Origin of the sequence: Pantoea ananatis PA13 (assembly GCF_000233595.1) — a bacterium.
Classification (GTDB): domain Bacteria; phylum Pseudomonadota; class Gammaproteobacteria; order Enterobacterales; family Enterobacteriaceae; genus Pantoea; species Pantoea ananatis.
The window spans coordinates 261,643-279,477 of the sequence record NC_017554.1 but is presented as its reverse complement, the minus strand read 5'-3'; the positions used below and the strand labels follow the sequence as shown (position 1 = coordinate 279,477).

Annotated in this window: 15 protein-coding genes, 1 pseudogene and 1 riboswitch; of the genes and pseudogenes, 5 read left to right on the top strand and 11 right to left on the bottom strand. The window is 56.9% G+C overall.

The window, feature by feature from the left end; translation table 11 throughout:
- Positions 1 to 10: 10 nt before the first annotated feature.
- The 6 genes and pseudogenes from kdpC to PAGR_RS01260 all read right to left on the bottom strand — a co-directional run bounded on the left by kdpC (position 11) and on the right by PAGR_RS01260 (position 6,338).
- Positions 11 to 580 (bottom strand): potassium-transporting ATPase subunit KdpC, encoded by a 570-nt coding sequence (gene kdpC, locus PAGR_RS01285; RefSeq protein WP_014594840.1) that lies wholly within the window; start codon positions 578 to 580, stop codon positions 11 to 13.
- Between the two features lie 10 nt (positions 581 to 590).
- On the bottom strand, positions 591 to 2,636 hold the full coding sequence (kdpB, locus tag PAGR_RS01280) for a potassium-transporting ATPase subunit KdpB (RefSeq protein ID WP_013027626.1): 2,046 nt from the start codon (positions 2,634 to 2,636) through the stop codon (positions 591 to 593).
- A 2-nt stretch (positions 2,637 to 2,638) separates the two neighbouring features.
- Positions 2,639 to 4,321, bottom strand: a complete 1,683-nt coding sequence (gene kdpA, locus PAGR_RS01275) for a potassium-transporting ATPase subunit KdpA (protein WP_013027627.1) — start codon at positions 4,319 to 4,321, stop codon at positions 2,639 to 2,641.
- Complete coding sequence (gene kdpF, locus PAGR_RS01270) at positions 4,321 to 4,410, bottom strand: K(+)-transporting ATPase subunit F (protein WP_015699348.1); 90 nt, start codon at positions 4,408 to 4,410, stop codon at positions 4,321 to 4,323. The genes kdpA and kdpF overlap by 1 nt, the downstream gene beginning before the upstream one ends.
- A 110-nt stretch (positions 4,411 to 4,520) precedes the next feature.
- Positions 4,521 to 5,687 carry an HD-GYP domain-containing protein gene (locus tag PAGR_RS01265; protein ID WP_014604797.1) on the bottom strand — a complete coding sequence of 389 codons (1,167 nt, stop codon included), beginning with the start codon at positions 5,685 to 5,687 and terminating at the stop codon, positions 4,521 to 4,523.
- Between the two features lie 148 nt (positions 5,688 to 5,835).
- Positions 5,836 to 6,338: pseudogene (locus tag PAGR_RS01260) on the bottom strand (GNAT family N-acetyltransferase).
- A gap of 71 nt (positions 6,339 to 6,409) precedes the next feature.
- Here PAGR_RS01260 and PAGR_RS01255 point away from each other — a divergent pair.
- Entirely contained in the window at positions 6,410 to 8,242 is a 1,833-nt protein-coding gene (locus PAGR_RS01255) for an ABC transporter ATP-binding protein (protein ID WP_014594844.1), read from the top strand.
- On the opposite strand, the gene PAGR_RS01250 is transcribed toward PAGR_RS01255, so the two are convergent.
- Positions 8,239 to 9,363: a GNAT family N-acetyltransferase gene (locus tag PAGR_RS01250; RefSeq protein ID WP_014604795.1), complete on the bottom strand. Its 1,125-nt coding sequence runs from the start codon at positions 9,361 to 9,363 to the stop codon at positions 8,239 to 8,241. The genes PAGR_RS01255 and PAGR_RS01250 overlap by 4 nt on opposite strands.
- Before the next feature lie 181 nt (positions 9,364 to 9,544).
- Here PAGR_RS01250 and PAGR_RS01245 point away from each other — a divergent pair, with 181 nt between their 5' ends.
- Entirely contained in the window at positions 9,545 to 10,150 is a 606-nt protein-coding gene (locus tag PAGR_RS01245) for an alpha/beta hydrolase (protein WP_014604794.1), read from the top strand.
- 29 nt (positions 10,151 to 10,179) lie between these two features.
- Here the strand turns inward: PAGR_RS01245 and crcB are convergent, their stop codons facing one another.
- Positions 10,180 to 10,557, bottom strand: coding sequence for a fluoride efflux transporter CrcB (gene crcB, locus PAGR_RS01240; RefSeq protein WP_015699341.1), 378 nt, complete (start codon positions 10,555 to 10,557; stop codon positions 10,180 to 10,182).
- A gap of 93 nt (positions 10,558 to 10,650) precedes the next feature.
- Positions 10,651 to 10,727, bottom strand: a riboswitch (Fluoride riboswitch).
- 244 nt (positions 10,728 to 10,971) lie between these two features.
- On the opposite strand from crcB, the gene PAGR_RS01230 reads away from it, so the two are divergent.
- Positions 10,972 to 11,889, top strand: coding sequence for a nucleoside hydrolase (locus PAGR_RS01230; protein ID WP_013027635.1), 918 nt, complete (start codon positions 10,972 to 10,974; stop codon positions 11,887 to 11,889).
- Positions 11,890 to 11,922: 33 nt separating this feature from the next.
- Here the strand turns inward: PAGR_RS01230 and PAGR_RS01225 are convergent, their stop codons facing one another.
- The gene (locus tag PAGR_RS01225) at positions 11,923 to 12,951 is read right to left on the bottom strand and encodes a zinc-binding alcohol dehydrogenase family protein (RefSeq protein WP_014604793.1); all 1,029 of its coding nucleotides are present in this window, start codon (positions 12,949 to 12,951) and stop codon (positions 11,923 to 11,925) included.
- A 137-nt stretch (positions 12,952 to 13,088) separates the two neighbouring features.
- Here PAGR_RS01225 and PAGR_RS01220 point away from each other — a divergent pair, with 137 nt between their 5' ends.
- A complete protein-coding gene (locus tag PAGR_RS01220) occupies positions 13,089 to 13,991 on the top strand; it encodes a GntR family transcriptional regulator (RefSeq protein WP_014604792.1) in 903 nt (300 codons plus the stop codon).
- A 168-nt stretch (positions 13,992 to 14,159) separates the two neighbouring features.
- Positions 14,160 to 15,509, top strand: coding sequence for an MFS transporter (locus tag PAGR_RS01215; protein WP_015699336.1), 1,350 nt, complete (start codon positions 14,160 to 14,162; stop codon positions 15,507 to 15,509).
- Positions 15,510 to 15,519: 10 nt separating this feature from the next.
- Here the strand turns inward: PAGR_RS01215 and PAGR_RS01210 are convergent, their stop codons facing one another.
- Both PAGR_RS01210 and PAGR_RS01205 read right to left on the bottom strand, forming a co-directional pair.
- Positions 15,520 to 16,911 carry a hypothetical protein gene (locus tag PAGR_RS01210; protein WP_014604790.1) on the bottom strand — a complete coding sequence of 464 codons (1,392 nt, stop codon included), beginning with the start codon at positions 16,909 to 16,911 and terminating at the stop codon, positions 15,520 to 15,522.
- The gene (locus tag PAGR_RS01205) at positions 16,904 to 17,824 is read right to left on the bottom strand and encodes an alpha/beta fold hydrolase (protein WP_015699334.1); all 921 of its coding nucleotides are present in this window, start codon (positions 17,822 to 17,824) and stop codon (positions 16,904 to 16,906) included. The genes PAGR_RS01210 and PAGR_RS01205 overlap by 8 nt, the downstream gene beginning before the upstream one ends.
- Positions 17,825 to 17,835 lie beyond the last annotated feature (11 nt).

Genomic DNA, 17,835 nt, shown 5'->3' with positions numbered 1-17,835 from the left:
GTCCTTACAGTTATTTGAGGTCGTTCAGCGCCAGATTAAGCTGCAGCACATTGACAGTCGGTTCGCCGATAAAGGGCAGCAGCGGGCGCTGCGTCATGCTGTCTACCAGGGCATCCACTTTCGCCAGCGGCAGCTGACGTGCCGCCGCGATACGCGGTGCCTGCCACAGCGCAGCCTCAGGCGAAATCTCCGGGTCCAGTCCACTGGCCGAGGTGGTAACCAGCTCGACCGGTACCGCCCCGTTAGCCTGCGGATTCGCCGTGCGCAAAGCCGCCACGCGCTCGGCTACAGCCTTATCCAGCGCCGGGTTGCTGGCCGCCAGGTTGCTGCCGCTGGAGGCCAGAGGATTATAAGGCTTATCACCGGTTGCAGAAGGACGCCCCCAGAAATAACCGGGCTGGCTAAAATTCTGACCAATCAGCGCTGATCCCCGTTCTTCGCCATCGACATTCAATACTGACCCGTTAGCCTGCCAGGGAAACAGCAGTTGCGACAGTCCCGTGGTAAGCAAAGGATAAACGACGCCGCACACAACCGTTAGCAGCAAAAGCAGGAAAATCGCCGGACGTAACTGACTCATTTTAATCTCCTCAGGCCATACCAGACAGCACGAGCAACATATCAATCGCTTTGATGCCGACAAAGGGCACCAGCAGCCCACCTAACCCATAAATCAGTAAATTACGGCGCAACAGCGATGCGGCACTCAAAGGACGATAGCTGACACCTTTAAGCGCCAGAGGGATCAGGAATACAATCACCAGGGCGTTAAAAATCACGGCCGACAGGATGGCCGATGCGGGCGAGTGCAGCTGCATCACGTTGAGCATATTTAACTGTGGATAGGTTGCAGCAAAGGCGGCCGGGATGATGGCGAAATACTTGGCAACGTCATTGGCGATACTGAAGGTGGTCAAGGAACCGCGCGTCATCAGCATCTGCTTACCAATGTGCACCACTTCCAGCAGTTTGGTGGGGTTCGAGTCCAGATCGACCATGTTGCCCGCTTCTTTCGCCGCCTGAGTACCCGAGTTCATGGCAACCGCCACGTCCGCCTGGGCCAACGCTGGCGCGTCATTGGTGCCGTCACCGGTCATCGCGACTAAGCGCCCCTCCGCCTGATACTGACGAATCAGTGCCAGCTTGGCTTCCGGCGTCGCTTCTGACAGAAAGTCATCCACTCCCGCCTCTGCCGCGATGGCGGCGGCGGTGAGCGGGTTATCACCGGTGATCATCACGGTTTTAATGCCCATCTTGCGCAGTTCCGCAAAACGTTCTTTGATGCCACCTTTAACGATATCTTTTAGCGCCACCACGCCCAGCACCTTTGCGCCTTCCGCCACCACCAGCGGTGTGCCACCGGCCCGCGCCACCTCTTCAACCCGGGCGTTCACCTCAGCCGGAAAGGCACCGTGGCTGGCTTCAATATGACGGCGCACCGCATCGACCGCACCTTTACGGATCAGGCGGTCCTGTACGTTGACGCCGCTCATACGGGTTTGAGCCGAGAAGGGAATAAAGCTGGCGCCCATGCTGCTCAGGTCACGTTCACGCAGGTTAAACTTTTGCTTCGCCAGCACCACGATGCTGCGCCCTTCCGGCGTTTCATCCGCCAGGGACGCCAGCTGCGCCGCATCGGCAAGCTGTTCTTCCGTGACGCCGGGAGCCGGTAAAAACTGTGTTGCCTGACGGTTACCCAGCGTGATGGTGCCGGTTTTATCCAGCATCAGCACATCCACGTCGCCAGCGGCTTCAACAGCGCGGCCACTGGTGGCAATGACGTTAGCGCCCAGCATCCGGCTCATCCCGGCCACGCCGATAGCGGACAGCAGACCGCCAATGGTGGTCGGGATCAGGCATACCAGAAGCGCCACCAGTACGGTGATGGTGACCGGCGTGCCGCCCCAGGCTGAAAAAGGCCACAGCGTGACGGTGGCTAACAGAAACACAATGGTGAGCGACACCAGCAGAATGGTCAGGGCAATCTCATTCGGGGTTTTACGACGCTGTGCGCCTTCGACCATGGCGATCATCCGGTCCAGGAAGGTTTCGCCTGGGTTGGCGCTGCAGGTAATGACCAGCCAGTCAGACAGAATGCGTGTCCCGCCGGTCACCGAGGCGAAATCCCCGCCCGATTCACGGATCACCGGTGCCGATTCACCGGTGATCGCGCTCTCGTCTACCGATGCGCCCCCTTCCACGACTTCACCGTCGCAGGGGATCACATCACCGGCCTCTACCAGCACGGCATCCCCTTTACGCAGCGCATCGGCCGCCACCTGCTGCCACGCTGCACCGTAGTGCGCCGCCGACAGTTTTTTGGCGAAGCTGGTCTTTTTAACGCCTTTCAGGCTGTTTGCCTGGGCTTTACTGCGCCCTTCCGCCAGGGCTTCTGCCATGTTGGCAAACAGCACGGTGAACCATAGCCACAGGGCAATCGCGCCGGTAAAGCTGGCGCTGCCGCTCTGGTGTCCGGTAAACATCATTATGGCCAGAATCGAGGTCAGGATACTGCCCAGGTAAACCACAAACATGACCGGATTGCGAAACTGCACGCGAGGATCGAGTTTTTTTACCGCATCGATCGCTGAGGTACGTAACAGCGCTGCGTCAAACACCTGTTGTTGACGACTCATGATTATTGTCCCTGAATAAGTTGCAGATGCTCGGCGACCGGACCCAGCGCCAGAGCAGGAATAAAGGTCAGCGCGCCGACCAACAAGACGGTACCGACCAGCAGTGCGATAAACAGCGGACCGTGCGTAGGGAGCGTGCCGTTACCTACCGGCTGCACTTTTTTCACCGCCATTGCCCCCGCGATCGCCATGACCGGAATAATGATGCCGAAGCGACCCACGAACATGCACACCGCCAGCAGCAGGTTCCAGAACGGCGTATTGGCGCTCAGGCCCGCAAAGGCGCTGCCATTGTTATTGGCGGCCGACGAAACGGCATACAGGACTTCACTAAAGCCATGCGTTCCGGGGTTTGCCATACCTGCGCGTCCGGCGTCGGTCATCATCGCAATCGCCGTACCGATCAACACCAGCGCGGGCGTGACCAGAATCGCCAGGGCCGTCATTTTCATTTCCCATACGTCGATTTTCTTGCCGAGGAATTCCGGTGTGCGGCCAATCATCAACCCGGCAATAAACACCGCCAGTAAGACAAACAGCAGCATCCCGTACAGACCGGCACCCACGCCGCCAAACACCACCTCGCCCAGTTGCATCAGCAGCATCGGCACCATACCGCCCAGCGCCGTAAACGAGTCATGCATCGCGTTTACCGCACCGCAGGACGCCGCCGTCGTAATCACCGCAAACAGGCTGGAGTTGAGAATGCCGAAGCGCGTTTCTTTGCCTTCCATATTGATGGCGCTGTCAGCCCCTAGCGTCAGAAAGTGCGGGTTGCCACGTAGTTCAGCCCACATCACCAGCGCAGCAGCCACGACAAACATCAGCGTCATGGACCACAGCAACATTGAGCCCTGGCGCCGATCTTTTACGCTTTCGCCAAAGGCAAAGCAGAGAGCCGCCGGAATCAGGAAGATACTAAGCATCTGTACGAAATTGCTCAGCGCGGTAGGGTTCTCAAACGGATGCGCAGAGTTGACGTTGAAAAAGCCGCCGCCGTTGGTGCCCAGCATTTTGATGGCTTCCTGAGAGGCAACCGGCCCCATTGCCAGCGTTTGCTGCGCACCTTCGAGGCTGGTGACGTTGTGATACGGCAGGAAGTTCTGGATGCTGCCCTGGCTGACAAAAAACAGCGCCATCAGCAGGCTGATCGGCAACAGGACATAGAGTGTAATGCGCGTTAAATCGCGCCAGGCGTTCCCCAGGGTTGCCACCGAACGATTAGCAAAACCGCGAATCAGCGCAAACGCCACGGCGATGCCGGTGGCGGCGGAAACGAAGTTCTGCACCGTCAGCCCGACCATCTGGCTGAAGTAACTCAGGGTGCTTTCACCGGCATAAGACTGCCAGTTGGTGTTGGTGACAAAACTGATAGCGGTATTCAGCGCCAAATCCCAGCTCAGTCCGGGAAGATGTTGCGGATTGAGCGGCAACGCTCCCTGAAACATCAGGATGGCGAGCAGCACCACGAAGCCAAGCAGGTTGAACACCAAAATTGCCAGCAGGTAGTGCTGCCAGCGCATACCGCCTTCTTGTACACCCGAAAAACGCCACAGCAGGGCTTCAGCACGTGCAAAGAGGGGTTTATCGGCAACCAGCGCGGCCAGCCCACGCCCCAGCGGTTGCGCCATCACCATCAGCAACAGCAGATAAACCGCGATCAGTAAAAACGCATTGGCCGCCATCAGAAGGCCTCCGCATTTAACAGGGCATAGATTAGATAGCCCAGCAACAACACTACCAGCACAATGCCGGTTATTACGCCTGCACTCACAGCAACCTCCAGAGGATTGGATTTGCTGAGTAGCTTGCGCTGGCGCACATAAAGAAAGGGTTAAAATGCGGGTCGGGGATGTAAAAAATGTATAAAAACGACCCGCAATATCAGGCGGCGTCCAGCAACCAGATTCGGCGCAGATCGACGTTGTCCCAACGGCCGTTATCTTCGGCACACACAATGCTGTCAGTACAAAAACTGTCGCCCAGATCCAGCACCTCGGGTTTGATTTCCCGCTGCGCGTGCAGTGACCAGAAGACATGCACCGTAGGTCGCTGTAATGACTTATCGCCGCCCTTCACCACCAGCGCAATGCGTCCAGACGCCAGGCGAACCAGGGAACCGACGGGATACATCCCTATCGTACTGACGAAAGCGTGCAGTAAGGTACTGTCGAAATGCCCCGGCCAGCTCAACATCATTTGCAGGGTTTTGGCTGGGGTCCAGCCTTTACGGTAAGGCCGCGTTGAGGTCAGCGCATCGTAAACGTCACAAATCGTCGCCATGCGGGAATACACGCTGATCTCATGGCCTTTCAGGCCATAGGGATAGCCGCTACCGTCATATTTTTCATGGTGATGCAGCGCGATATCCACAAGATCATCGCCTGCCTGTGCATCCATCAGCATTTGCGCACCGGCAATCGGATGTTCACACATGATCTTAAACTCTTCGTCGTTGAGCGTGTCCGGTTTGTTGAGGATAGCGAGTGGTACGGCTGCCTTGCCCAGATCGTGCAGTAATCCGCCCATCCCCACCCGCTGAAGCTGCTGAGCATCCAGCCCCAGTTTTTTTCCAAAGGCGATCATGAGCCCACAGACCGCCATGGAGTGCAGGTAGGTGTAATTGTCATGATCCTTTAGCTGCGCAACGCGTAACAGCGCAGAGGGCTCACGCTCAATAGAGCCCGCAATCTGATCGACAATGGCAATCATGTCATTGAGATTCAGACCATGGCCCAGGCGTGCCTCGCTGAACATGGCCAGCACTTTTGGCTTTCCCTGTTCAAAGATATGCTGCGCCTGCTCCATTTCCTGAGAAAAAGGCGCACGCAGGCCTGAATCGACCTTTTTCGTCACAGATGGCGTCACTGAAATCGATTTCTCCATATCGATCCATAAACGCTGTATGCCCTCATGACGAAACATCGAAACCTGACGTTGATCGGTGATCAACATCTGATTACGAATGCGTTTGTCTTTAAACCACCAGACTTCAAGCTTGTGGACGAACATACCCGGTTTTAGTTCGTCAATGGTGATGAGTTTAATCACAATCTCCCTCCAGAGTATCAGCGGGTGATATCGTGATATCGGCAGGCACTCGGTTTTATGCAGGTCATTTTGTGCGAACTGTGGCACAGCACAAATTTTAGCCGCCGAAGGGAGATTTTTCCTGTTAACCGGTAAAAAAAGAGCGTGGTCAGGCTGTCTCAGTGAGCAATTTTGCCATCATCACCACATCGTGAAATTTGCCTTCACGCAGTGACGCCTGGCGGCGGATGCCTTCGCGTTCAAAACCCAGTCGCTCATACAGCGCCAGCGCCCGGTGATTATCGTGAAACACCTCCAGTTCCATACGGGTGATGCCCAGCCAGTTGCGCGCATAATCCATGGCGTTACGAATCAAATGCTCTCCGATTCCCCGACCAGAGAAGGCGGGATCGACGCCAATACCGAAACTGATGCAGTGGCGGGTACGCGGATTATGATTGGTAAACAGCGTGAGTTCGCCCACCATTTCCCCCTCAACTTCGGCGATAAAATTGATAAAGCCTTCCGCATCCATCTTTGCAAACTTCTTTTCCCAGGTCGCGACGCTGGGGAAAGGCAACTGAAGCGTCCGGGATAAACCGCCGGATGACCGTAAAGACGTTGGTATGCCGCAGCATCGCCAGGCTCGCGGCCGCGCAGAGTGATATCCATATTTAATCCTTTTTAATCGGGCGTACACATGCACTAAGCTGTAACTCTTCCCGAACGGAAAGAGTGACTCTATGTTGTATCGTCGTTTCGAACGTTTTATCAATATTTTTCAGGATGCGCCAACCGATATGCCGCCTTCACGGGTCTGGCCATTTTACTTTTACTATCTGCGTCAGGTGTGGCCGAGCTTTGCCGCACTACTGGTGGTGGGATTAATTGGCGCACTGATTGAGGTTGCACTGTTCAGTTATCTGAGCCGCATTATCGATTTGGTGAATCACGCTACGCCAGCAACGTTGTTCAGGGATAACTGGCAAACGTTGTTATGGATGGGCTGTGTTGCGCTAATACTGCGCCCGGTATTTATTGCACTGCACGATATGCTGGTCCATCAGAGCATTAACCCCGGCATGACCAGTATGATCCGCTGGCAGCACCATAATTATGTCCTGCGGCAGAGCATGAACTTTTTTCAGAACGACTTCGCCGGGCGGATTGCGCAACGTATTTTGCAAACCGGTAATTCGCTGCGCGACTCGGCAGTACAGTTGGTGGATGCGATCTGGCATGTGCTGATCTATGCCGCAACGGCGATGGTCCTGTTTGCAGAAGCCGACTGGCGTTTGATGATTCCGCTGATAATCTGGATTGTGGCCTACGTTGCCGCGCTGCGCTTTTTCGTCCCTCGGGTAAAAGCCCGTTCGGTGGTGTCATCGGAGGCCCGTTCGAAGCTGATGGGCACCATTGTTGACGGCTATACCAACATCGCCACCATCAAGCTTTTCGCGCACAGCGATCTGGAACGTCAGTATGCCCGCGAAGCGATTCAGGAGCAGACGGATAAGACGCAGCAGGCTAACCGGATGGTGACCAGCATGGACCTCACCTTATCAACGCTGAACGGAATCCTGATTGTCTCAACGTCAGGACTGGCGCTGTGGCTGTGGAGCGAGTCGCTGATCAGCGTTGGCGCCATTGCCCTGGCAACCGGCCTGGTGATCCGCCTGGTCAACATGTCCGGCTGGGTGATGTGGGTGGTAAACGGGATTTTTGAAAACATCGGTATGGTGCAGGACGGGCTGAATACCATTTCACAACCGCTTAGCGTGCAGGATTCCTCAAAGGCAACACAGCTAAAGGTGACGCAGGGCGAGATTCGTTTCGACGCTATCCGTTTTGACTATGGCGGAGGCCGTCAGGTCATTGATGGCCTGAACCTGACCATCAAACCCGGTGAAAAAATTGGCCTGATTGGGCCTTCCGGTGCGGGTAAATCCACCCTGGTGAACCTGCTGCTGCGCCTGTACGACCTCAACGGCGGTCGTATCCTGATTGACGGTCAGAATATTGCTGAAGTGACGCAGGAGAGCCTGCGCAGCCAGATCGGGATGATCACCCAGGATACCTCGCTGCTGCATCGCTCTATTCGCGAAAACCTGCTGTACGGGCGGCCAGATGCCAGCGAAGAAGAACTCCAACTAGCCATTCATCGTGCCCGCGCCGATGAGTTTATCCCGTTGCTGTCGGATTCTCAGGGCCGGTTTGGCCTGGATGCACATGTGGGCGAACGCGGCGTAAAACTGTCAGGCGGGCAGCGCCAGCGCGTAGCTATCGCCCGTGTCCTGTTGAAAGATGCGCCGATCCTGATTATGGATGAAGCGACGTCCGCGCTCGATTCCGAAGTGGAAGCCGCGATTCAGGAAAGCCTGGAATCCCTGATGCAGGGCAAAACGGTGATTGCCATCGCCCACCGCCTGTCCACCATTGCCAAAATGGATCGTCTGGTGGTGCTGGAAAAAGGCCAGATTGTGGAAATCGGTAGTCACTCTGAGCTACTGGCTCAAAATGGCCTGTATGCCCGTCTGTGGCAGCATCAGACGGGAGGATTTGTTGGCGCAGATTAATCGCCGCGTCGATATGGCAGGGCGTCACGGGCTTCTTCGGCCCAGAGATGGACGCCTTGCCGCTCCTGCTGCAGAAAGTCATCCACGGCCGCGCGCAGGCCGGGATGGCACAAATAGTGCCAGGAGTGGGTCATCTGGGGTTCAAAACCACGTACCAGTTTGTGCTCGCCCTGCGCGCCCGCATCAAAGCGTTGCAGCCTTTCCGCAATGGCGAAATCCATCCCCTGATAAAAACAGGTTTCGAAGTGAAGCCGGTCAAATTCCGCCAGGCAGCCCCAGTAGCGGCCATACAGGCTTTGGCCGTCCTTGAGGTAAAAGGCCATCGCCGCCGGTTGTTGCTGCAGACGGGCAATGACCACGCGAATATTGTCCGGCAGCCTCTCAGCCAGCAGGCTGAAGAAGGCGCGGGTCAGATAGGGCCGCTGGCCGCGCACTGCATAAGTATTGGCGTAGCAGGTATAGACAAAGTCCCACTGATCCTCGCGCAGTTGATCGCCGCGATACCAGTCAAATTCAAAACCGCTCTGCACCACCTGCTCGCGCTCTTTTCGCAGCTGTTTACGTTTACGCGACATCAGCGTATCCAGGAAATCCTGAAAGTCGCGATAGCCTCGATTGTGCCAGTGATACTGGCAGCCCAGGCGTGACAGCCAGTCAGGTTGCGCCGCCAGCAAGGCGTTCGCTTGCGGGTCGGTGAAGTTGATATGCGCACCACTCAGCCCCTGTTCAGCCAGCGCGTCCGGGAGAGCCGCAAGCAGTCGGGCGGCGGCATCCGCTGCGCCGAGTAAGCGTGCCCCTGTGACCGGGCTGAAAGGAATCGCGCCCAGCCATTTCGGATAGTACGGAATCCCGGCGCGCTGACAGGCATCTGCCCAGGCGTGATCGAAAACGTATTCACCCTGAGAATGAAACTTTTGATAACCGGGAAGCGCGGCGCGAAGCACACCGGCCTCACGCCAGAGAAGGTGATCGGGCTGCCAGCCCCTTTCCGGCCGGACGCTGCCACTTTCTTCCAGGCTCAGCAAAAACGCGTGGCGTAAAAAAGGCTGTTGATCGGGTAACAGCGCATCCCATTCAGCGGCAGAGATATCTGAAAGCGAACTCAGGTGGAACAACGACATGCATAACTCCAGACAGCAACCGATGACACGTCAGTCAAGCAGGTTTTAGGGTTCAGGGAAAGCAGAACGGCACGGAATGCCCCATGCCAACGCGCGACCTGAAGCGTCGTTAGGTTTTGACGTTAATCCCGCCAGCTGTTCAAATGCCTGCAGACTCTGACAAAACAGCGAAGGAACGGACATGGCAAAAGCATTGGTGATCTTCCTGCACGGCGTGGGCAGTAACGGCGACGATCTGGCCCCCATTGGCGACGACTGGGCAACCCTGCTCCCGGATGTGGCCTTTGCCTCACCGGATGCGCCTTACGTCTTTGAGCATGGCGCGGGCTATCAGTGGTTTAGCCTGGCAGGGATTACGCCGGAAAATCGCCCGGGTCGGGTGCGTGAAGCCCGCGAGGCCTTTGACCGCGTTATCCGTCATCTGATGGCGCAGCACGGAATGGCAGATCGCTGGGAAAACGTCATTCTGGTGGGCTTTTCGCAGGGCTCAATTATGGCGCTGGATCTGCTGGCTTCCGGGCGTTATCCGCTCGCGGGCGTGGTGGCGTTTTCCGGACGCCTGGCCTTTGACGGCCCGCTGACGCCAGCACCTCACACGCCAGCCCTGATAATTCATGGCCGTGCTGATACGGTCATCCCGGCCAGTGAAAGCGAGTCAGCAGCCACTCGCCTGAAGGCGGCTGGCGTCCTGGTCGAAGCGGTATTTGAGCCGCAGACCGGTCACACGATTTCAGGTCAGGGCGCGATGCACGCCGCCGGGTTTATTGCTCAGTGCTTGCAGGACTAAACCGCAGACATGCCGGTTTGGCCCTCAGGCTAGCCCAACAGGTTAATGAGCGCGAAACCGGCAAAACTCATCAGTAACGATCCAATGACATGCACCAGCGCACTGCTCATCGCCCACAGGTATTTGCCGGTCTGCAATAAGGTCATTAACTCTGCTGTAAACGTGGAAAACGTGGTGAGCCCGCCGCATAAGCCCGTAATGATGAGTAACCGCCAGGCGGGATCGAGTGAGGGATTTTTGATAAACCAGGCCATTGCACCGCCAATCACGAATCCGCCAATCAAATTCACCAGCAAGGTCCCCGGTGGCAGATTGGGGAAAAACGCATTAAAACGCATACCGAACCACCAACGCAGTACACAGCCCACACTGCCGCCCAAAATCACAGCCAATAGCGGTTTTAACATCACAGACTCCATTTCAGGATTTGCGCAGAAGAGGGTGGAGGGCCAGAAAAAATGCATGCACCTGACACTCCAGCTCCCGCGAAAGGATTAAGGATAATGTCAGGCGTCATCAGCCGCAGGTTACGCCTGCAGGCGGTTGGGAAAGGTGGAACGCCATCACCTTATGCGCGCCATAATACGACGCCTTTTTCTGACTGGCAACCACAGTTGAGCGGGGAAATCAGCAATGCCAACCGACGCCGCCTGGACAGATGACCCCGCTCAGGCTGCCGCAAAGCAGAAGGTTTTGGGCCACACAATTCAGGTTTCCTCTTGAGCCGTTTTCCGCTTAAATGGTGACCTGCCAGCGGCCTTAAAGGGCCGTTTAATGCCCTTCACGCATAGCGAAGGGATGAGCCTGTTCTGGAGCGGCCTGTGCGAACTGTCATTTTAGATACTGATATCGGCGTAGACGATGCCTTTGCTCTGGCTTATGCCGCCCGCACCCAACATTTGCTGGGCATTACTACGGTGTTTGGCAACGTTGCCGTGGGACAGGCCGTGAAAAATGCCCGACTGTTTTGCCACAAAATGGCGATTGAGGTGCCGGTATACCGGGGCTGTTCACGTCCATTAGCCCAGGCGCCGAGCGCGCCTGCCCGACTGCATGGCGAAGATGGTTTAGGGGACGCGTTTGATAATCCCTTCAGCGATGAGGCACCCGGTGCCGTTCAGTTTATTATCGACAGCGTGCGGGCCAGTCCGGGTGAAATCACGCTTGTCGCGATAGGTCCGCTGACCAATATCGCCAGCGCAATCAATCAGGCGCCGGATATTATTCCGCTGGTGAAAGAGCTGGTCATGATGGGCGGCGCATTTGGCACGGATGGGCACAGCGGGAATGTCACGCCCTTCAGCGAATTTAATATCTGGAAAGATCCTCACGCCGCCGATCAGGTTCTCTCTTCCACCTTGCCGATCGTGGTGATCCCGCTCGATGTCACGCATAACGTCTTGATCCACAGCGATGAGGTCGATCGACTTCATCAACCCGTCCTGCATGCGATCTGCCGCCCCTATCTGGCATACAGCCTTGAGAAAGAAGGCTTTTCTGGTATGGCGCTGCATGACACGCTGACGATATCCTGGCTGTGTTTGCCTGACGCGTTCACGCTGGTGGAAAGCCCGCTTCGTGTCATTACGGAAGGCATTGCCTGCGGCCAGACGGTGCGTCAGTTGAGCGCCCTGGCGTCCCGGCATGATCCCTTCCGCAATCTGCCTCGACAGCGCATCGCTCTGGGCGTTGATGCGGAGGCCGTGCGGAAACACTTTTTTCAGTTACTTAGCCGATAAGCCTGGCGGCGAGACGGCCCCTGTCATCCACCGTTAGCGATCAAAATCGATAACGCCTTTAATCAACTCACGATTGTTGATAACCGCTTCCTCAAAATGCTCTGCCAGCGTAGAGAAGGCGAAACGGCGGTTCAGCATCATGTCTGCTCGCAGTTTCCCGGCGGCCATGAGTTCATGCACCCGGTCAAAATCTTCGCGCGTAGCGTTCCGGCTGCCCATCAACGTACTCTCTTTTTTGTGAAATTCACTGTCAGGGATAACCAGATCGCCTTTGTGCAGGCCTACATAAACCACCGTACCGCCATGCCGAATCAGGTTAACCGCCGCGTTCATGGCCGCCGGGTTGCCCGTGGCATCGATCAGGGTTAACGCCAGCTGACCGTTAAATCCAGCGCGCAGCTTGGCGATGAAATCGGCGTCAGCCGGGTTAAGCGCGGGAAGACCCAGCTGTTGACTGACGTGCTGGCGGCGGTATTCACTGGTGTCCGCCACGATGACCTGCGCGCCATTGGCCGCCGCGATGGCCGCCGCCCCCAGCCCAATAGGGCCAGCGCCCACCACCAGCACGGCATCGCCCTGTGCCACTGCCGCACGCCTTACCGCATGGGCGCTAATCGCAAAGGGTTCAATCAGCGCCGCCGCCTCAGGTGCCAGCGCGTCCACGGCCAACAGGTTTGACGCAGGCACGCTCAGATAGTCACAAAAGCCGCCATCCTGATGTACGCCAATAACTGAGATATGTTCACAACAGTTGGTTTTACCGCTTTGGCAGGCATCGCACTGATAACAGGAGAGATAGGGGATCAGCGCCACGCGCTGGCCAACGGCAAACCCCTCCACGGCGCTGCCTGTTTCAACAATGTTTGCGCAGAGTTCATGCCCGAGTACCCGTGGATAGCTAAAAAAAGGTTGGTTTCCCGCCCAGGCATGGATATCCGTGCCGCAGATGCCCACGCTGACAATTTTAATCAGCACCTCCCCTGGCGCGGGTTGAGGCGTTGCGCGCGTGGTCCAGACCATATTGCGTGGTTCGACGATGACTAATGCTTTCATTGTTGTCATGGTAAGACTCCCGTTATCGTTAGCGCAGTTATGGCTAATCTTGCCGTGACAAGGCATTTCCTTTGCGCGTTCTGTGAAGCGTGACGGTTTTTTTGGGCCTTCAATGGTTTTTAATGCATAAAAAACCGGAGCCGCTCATGAGCCGTAGTCAGAATTTACGTCATAACGTGATCAACCATATGCTGGAAAGCATTGCCCAGGGTCATATTCAGTCGCCCCTGCCGCCACAGGCCGCCCTGGCTGAAATGTTTAATATCAGCCGCACTACGGTGCGGCATGCTCTGCGCTATCTGCACCAACGCGGCGTGCTGGAGAAAGTAAAAGAGAGCTGGGTCATCGTGCGCGAGCCTGAAGAGCAAGACAGCCTCAGCGCCGTCACGCCAGCCATTGAGCTGCAGGCCAGCCAGGTGGAAAAACGCTTTTTTGATATGATTAATCAGCGACTGCTGCAGCCCGGTGACACGTTCAGCGAACTGCAACTGGCAAAACAGGCCAACGTCAGCCCGGTAGCGGTACGGGAATTCCTGCTGCATTTTATGCGTTATAACCTGCTGGAACCGGTTAAACGCGGCCACTGGCAGATGAAAAAGTTTTCACAGGAGTACGCCGAAAAGTTATTTGAGCTGCGCGAGATGCTGGAAACTCATGCGCTTACCCGCTTTCTAAATTTGCCCAGAGAGGATGAACGCTGGATCCAGGCCAGAGATCTACTGGATCGCCACCGATCGATGCGCGAAACGATCGCCAGCAACTATCGCCATTTTGCTGCCCTCGATAAAGAGCTGCACTGGCTGATCCTGTCTGCCGCCAACAACCCCTTTTTTAATCAGTCGCTGGAGATTATTTCAGTGATTTTTCATTCGCATTATCAGTGGGATGAAAGCGATCTTAAGCAGCGCAATATCGTCGCGCTGGAAGAGCATATGGCGATTCTGTCCGCCCTGATTGGCCGCCGGGATGTGGATGCGCTGTGCGCATTGCATAACCACCTGGCTACCGCCAAGCGCTCTATGGTACGGAGCATTAATCAGTACAATTAAAACCCGATTAAAAACCACAAAGCATTAGCTCCCGCACGATTTTGAAACAACTTTACAACATATCCTGTTCATTCCCCCTACTCTCAGCGCAACGCCCCGACGGCCTTGTACCGCCGGGCGACCGTAATACTCACAATAATGATGAATCGCCTGCCCGGGGAGATTGCCATGGAACACAGATCGGTTGTTGATCACGCGAACCCGTCCGACACTTCGCCCGATGAGGCGTTTGTGCCGTGGCGCAGTGATATCGTGCGCTCGCCGCGCATTCGTAAAGTCCAGATTACCGCCATGCTGCTGCTGCTGTTTGCTGCCGTCATTAACTACCTGGATCGCAGTTCGCTGTCTGTGGCCAACATGACCATTCGTGATGAAATGGGGCTGAGCGCCACCGAGATCGGCGTGCTGTTGTCTGCGTTTTCGCTGGCCTATGGGCTGGCGCAGTTGCCCGCCGGTGCGCTGCTAGACCGTAAAGGACCGCGTATTATGCTGGGCCTGGGAATGTTTATCTGGTCCCTGTTCCAGGCCGCGTCCGGACTGGTGCATAACTTTACGCAGTTTGTCCTGGTGCGTATTGGGCTCGGCATTGGTGAAGCCCCCATGAATCCGTGCGGGGTCAAGGTCATCAATGACTGGTTTAACATTAAAGATCGCGGTATGCCGATGGGGATGTTTAACGCCGCCTCGATGATTGGCTTATCCATCGCGCCGCCGATCCTGGCGGCCATGATGCTGGTTCTGGGCTGGCGCGGCATGTTTGTCACCATCGGGATTCTGGGTGTGTTTCTTGCCATCGGCTGGTACCTGGTTTACCGCGATCGCGATAACAAACAGCTAAGCGCTGAAGAGATCCACTACCTGCAGGCAGGCAGCGTGGCATCGCGTAAAGAGCCGATCAGCTTTCAAGAATGGCGTGGGCTGTTTAAACAACGCACCATGTGGGGCATGATGATTGGCTTCAGCGGCATCAACTATACCGCCTGGCTGTATATCGCCTGGCTGCCGGGCTATCTGCAATCCACCTATCATCTCGACCTGAAAAGCACGGGATTACTGGCGGCCATTCCCTTCCTGTTCGGTGCCGCAGGCATGCTGTTAAATGGCTATGTGGTTGATGCGCTGGTCAGGCGCGGCTGGGATGCGGTAAAAACCCGTAAAGTCTGCATTGTCAGCGGTATGATTCTGTCTGCCGGGTTTACCGCTATCGTTACGCGCGCGACCGACACCACCAGCGCCGTGACGCTGATTGGGATGGCGCTGTTTTGCATCCACTTTGCCGGTACTTCCTGTTGGGGTTTGATTCATGCCAACGTCACCGCGCGTATGACGGCGTCCGTGGGCAGCATTCAAAACTTCGCCAGCTTTATCTTTGCCTCGTTTGCGCCGGTCGTGACCGGATGGGTGCTGGATACCACCAAATCATTCAGCCTGGCGCTGATGATTTGCGCCTGCGTCACCCTGGTTGGCGCCCTGGCGTACCTGCTGCTGGTGCGCAAACCCATCACGGACGGCGCCTGATATCCCCGATTCAGGTCAGCGGGTGGAGGGTCACGCCATGGCGAGCACCATAACGCTGAATGCCCACAATCGCTTTATCAATACTGAGCGGCGGCGGCGCAGGCAGTAGCGGGGCGCGCTCCCGGAGCGCCGAATCGAACCGGGAAAAGGTGGCAAAATCGTGGGGGAAGCGCGTTTCATCTACCCCGACTAATGCGCCCTCTTCCCTGGCGAAGGCTAACAGCTGTTTCCAGCGATCGACGTCCGCCAGGCCAATGCTGTCGGTGCCGTGCGAATACAGCATCATATCGATATGGTTGAAAGGCGGCTGCTTTACAAGAAAGCGCTGCAGCGCATCAGCCGACGGCACGGATGGAAACATCAGCCAGAACGGAATCGCGTGCTGCTGCATGCTGCACCAGGGATCCATGAGTAAAAAGCTGTCTACCGTCAGCCGGGCAGGCAATATGCCCGCCGCCAGATACCAGTCGCGATAAATTTCAGCGACCACGAAACTCAGCGCTTCGGGATGGTCGTAGCGAATCTCCATCAGCCGCCAGCGCTGGGCTTCTGCCAGCTTTTTCAGTGGCGAAATCAGGTAGCCATCCAGCCCCCATTCGGCTTCAGGGACGTGGTCGGTGATAGCAGGCGGTTCCCAACGCGCCCGATCCACGCCTGCCCGCGCCAGATATTCCGCCACTCTCGGCCCGCCCTGCAAATACTCCTTTTCGGTTGCGCCGCCGGGGGCGCCAAACTGAAAGAAAGAGCGGTCACTGGTGCGCGTTACCGGCCACTGTCGCGTACAGTGATTAATGAACAGTGTTGATCCCGCCGGTAATCCTCCCAGCAGAAACTCATTGAAGGCCAGCGGCATGTCGCGCAGCTTCAGGCGGAAATAGTGCATTTTTTCCAGCAGGAGGCGATCCTGACTCGGATCCTGCATGTGGTGCACGGCAAGCTTAGGCCAGGTCGCCAGCAACGCTGCTGCCACGGCCTTGCCGTTTTCAAATTCGGACTGGGCGTCATCCGGATCGCTCTGCTGTACCCGCACCGGGCACAAAAACGTTTGCGGTAGCCACGGCGTTCCCATCGCCGCGGCCAGATGCACCATGGCACCGTTAGTGGCACCGACAAACGCAGCCGGATAATCGCGCTGCGGATAGGTACTGACCATCCATTCGGCGATGCCTTCGACGTCCAGTTCACTGGCCTGTTTGTGACTGATGCCCTCGGCCAGGCCACTGACCGCATAGCCCCACTCACGCAGCCGGGTCGGTAACCGATCAAGTGAAGGCAGTAAGCGGTCTAACATGGGCGGCTGGCCTGGACTGGCAAAAGGCCGATCGTGCAGCGCATTCGCTAAGGCCAGCAGCATCGTGGCGGCTGAATCAAACCGGGCAATGCCCTTAGGAGGTTTACTCATGCTGGCTCTCCTGCTGAATACGCGCCAAAAAAGGTCGGATGGCGTGGCAGAAACTCCACGGATAGACATAGTGCAGCCGGTGCGTGCCGCCGCGCAGGGTGATTTTTTCACTGTGCGGCAGCAGCCCCGCCAGCTCATCCAGCCAGCGCGCCGGGCAAACCGGATCGCGCGAGCCTCTCAGCAAGAGGGTTGGCGCGGTGAGATAGGTCAGGTGGTGTTCGATAGGATCGTTCAGCATGGCGCGCAGGGTGCCAAAGGCTCGCGGCAAACCGGCTTTCGCCCAGTCAATTCGGGCCAGCGAGTCGGGCGATCGATGCGCTTCCATTCGGCTGTTACGCCAGCCTCGCCATATCTGACGAACCACGCTGCGCGCGTGGCGATCGGCGGTGGGCCCCTGTAATACCAGGCCTGCCACCGCTTCGGGGTATTTATCCGCCAGAGCCGCCAGCACCTGGCAGCCAAAAGCGCTCCCAACCCAGATCGCCCGCTGAAATCCGTTATGCTGTAACCATTGCCACAGGATATCGGCCAGCGCTTTCACCGAAAGAACCGGTGCGGATGCGGGCAACGCACTACCGCCAAAGCCTGGCAGGTCGGGCACCAGAACGTGATAATCCCGTCCCAGCGCCAATGCCAGTGATTCCATCGACCGCCCCGACATTACCAGGCCGTGAATCAGCACCACGGGCAACCCCTGAGGTTCCTCAGGCGTGACGCGGGTAAACATGCGCCAGTCACCGATCTGTTGATAATAACCCGCCAATCCCGCGTGATGACTGCGTGGTGAAACCGGCGGCGTTTGCTTCATTTGCTGCCAGCGTTTCGTGCCCCACATGACCGCCGCGACACCTAAGCCGATCCCGGCGGCAAGCGCCATGCCCTGCCGCTTTCTACACTGGATGGTACGCCTCATCAGCTGCTCCT

Coding starts and splice junctions, on each gene's coding strand:
- PAGR_RS01205 (WP_015699334.1), bottom strand. CDS start 17,824: ATGAGGCGTACCATCCAGTGTAGAAAGCGGCAGGGCATGGCGCTTGCC.
- PAGR_RS01210 (WP_014604790.1), bottom strand. CDS start 16,911: ATGAGTAAACCTCCTAAGGGCATTGCCCGGTTTGATTCAGCCGCCACG.
- kdpC (WP_014594840.1), bottom strand. CDS start 580: ATGAGTCAGTTACGTCCGGCGATTTTCCTGCTTTTGCTGCTAACGGTT.
- PAGR_RS01255 (WP_014594844.1), top strand. CDS start 6,410: ATGTTGTATCGTCGTTTCGAACGTTTTATCAATATTTTTCAGGATGCG.
- PAGR_RS01220 (WP_014604792.1), top strand. CDS start 13,089: ATGAGCCGTAGTCAGAATTTACGTCATAACGTGATCAACCATATGCTG.
- kdpB (WP_013027626.1), bottom strand. CDS start 2,636: ATGAGTCGTCAACAACAGGTGTTTGACGCAGCGCTGTTACGTACCTCA.
- crcB (WP_015699341.1), bottom strand. CDS start 10,557: ATGTTAAAACCGCTATTGGCTGTGATTTTGGGCGGCAGTGTGGGCTGT.
- PAGR_RS01225 (WP_014604793.1), bottom strand. CDS start 12,951: ATGACAACAATGAAAGCATTAGTCATCGTCGAACCACGCAATATGGTC.
- PAGR_RS01215 (WP_015699336.1), top strand. CDS start 14,160: ATGGAACACAGATCGGTTGTTGATCACGCGAACCCGTCCGACACTTCG.
- PAGR_RS01250 (WP_014604795.1), bottom strand. CDS start 9,363: ATGTCGTTGTTCCACCTGAGTTCGCTTTCAGATATCTCTGCCGCTGAA.
- PAGR_RS01245 (WP_014604794.1), top strand. CDS start 9,545: ATGGCAAAAGCATTGGTGATCTTCCTGCACGGCGTGGGCAGTAACGGC.
- kdpA (WP_013027627.1), bottom strand. CDS start 4,321: ATGGCGGCCAATGCGTTTTTACTGATCGCGGTTTATCTGCTGTTGCTG.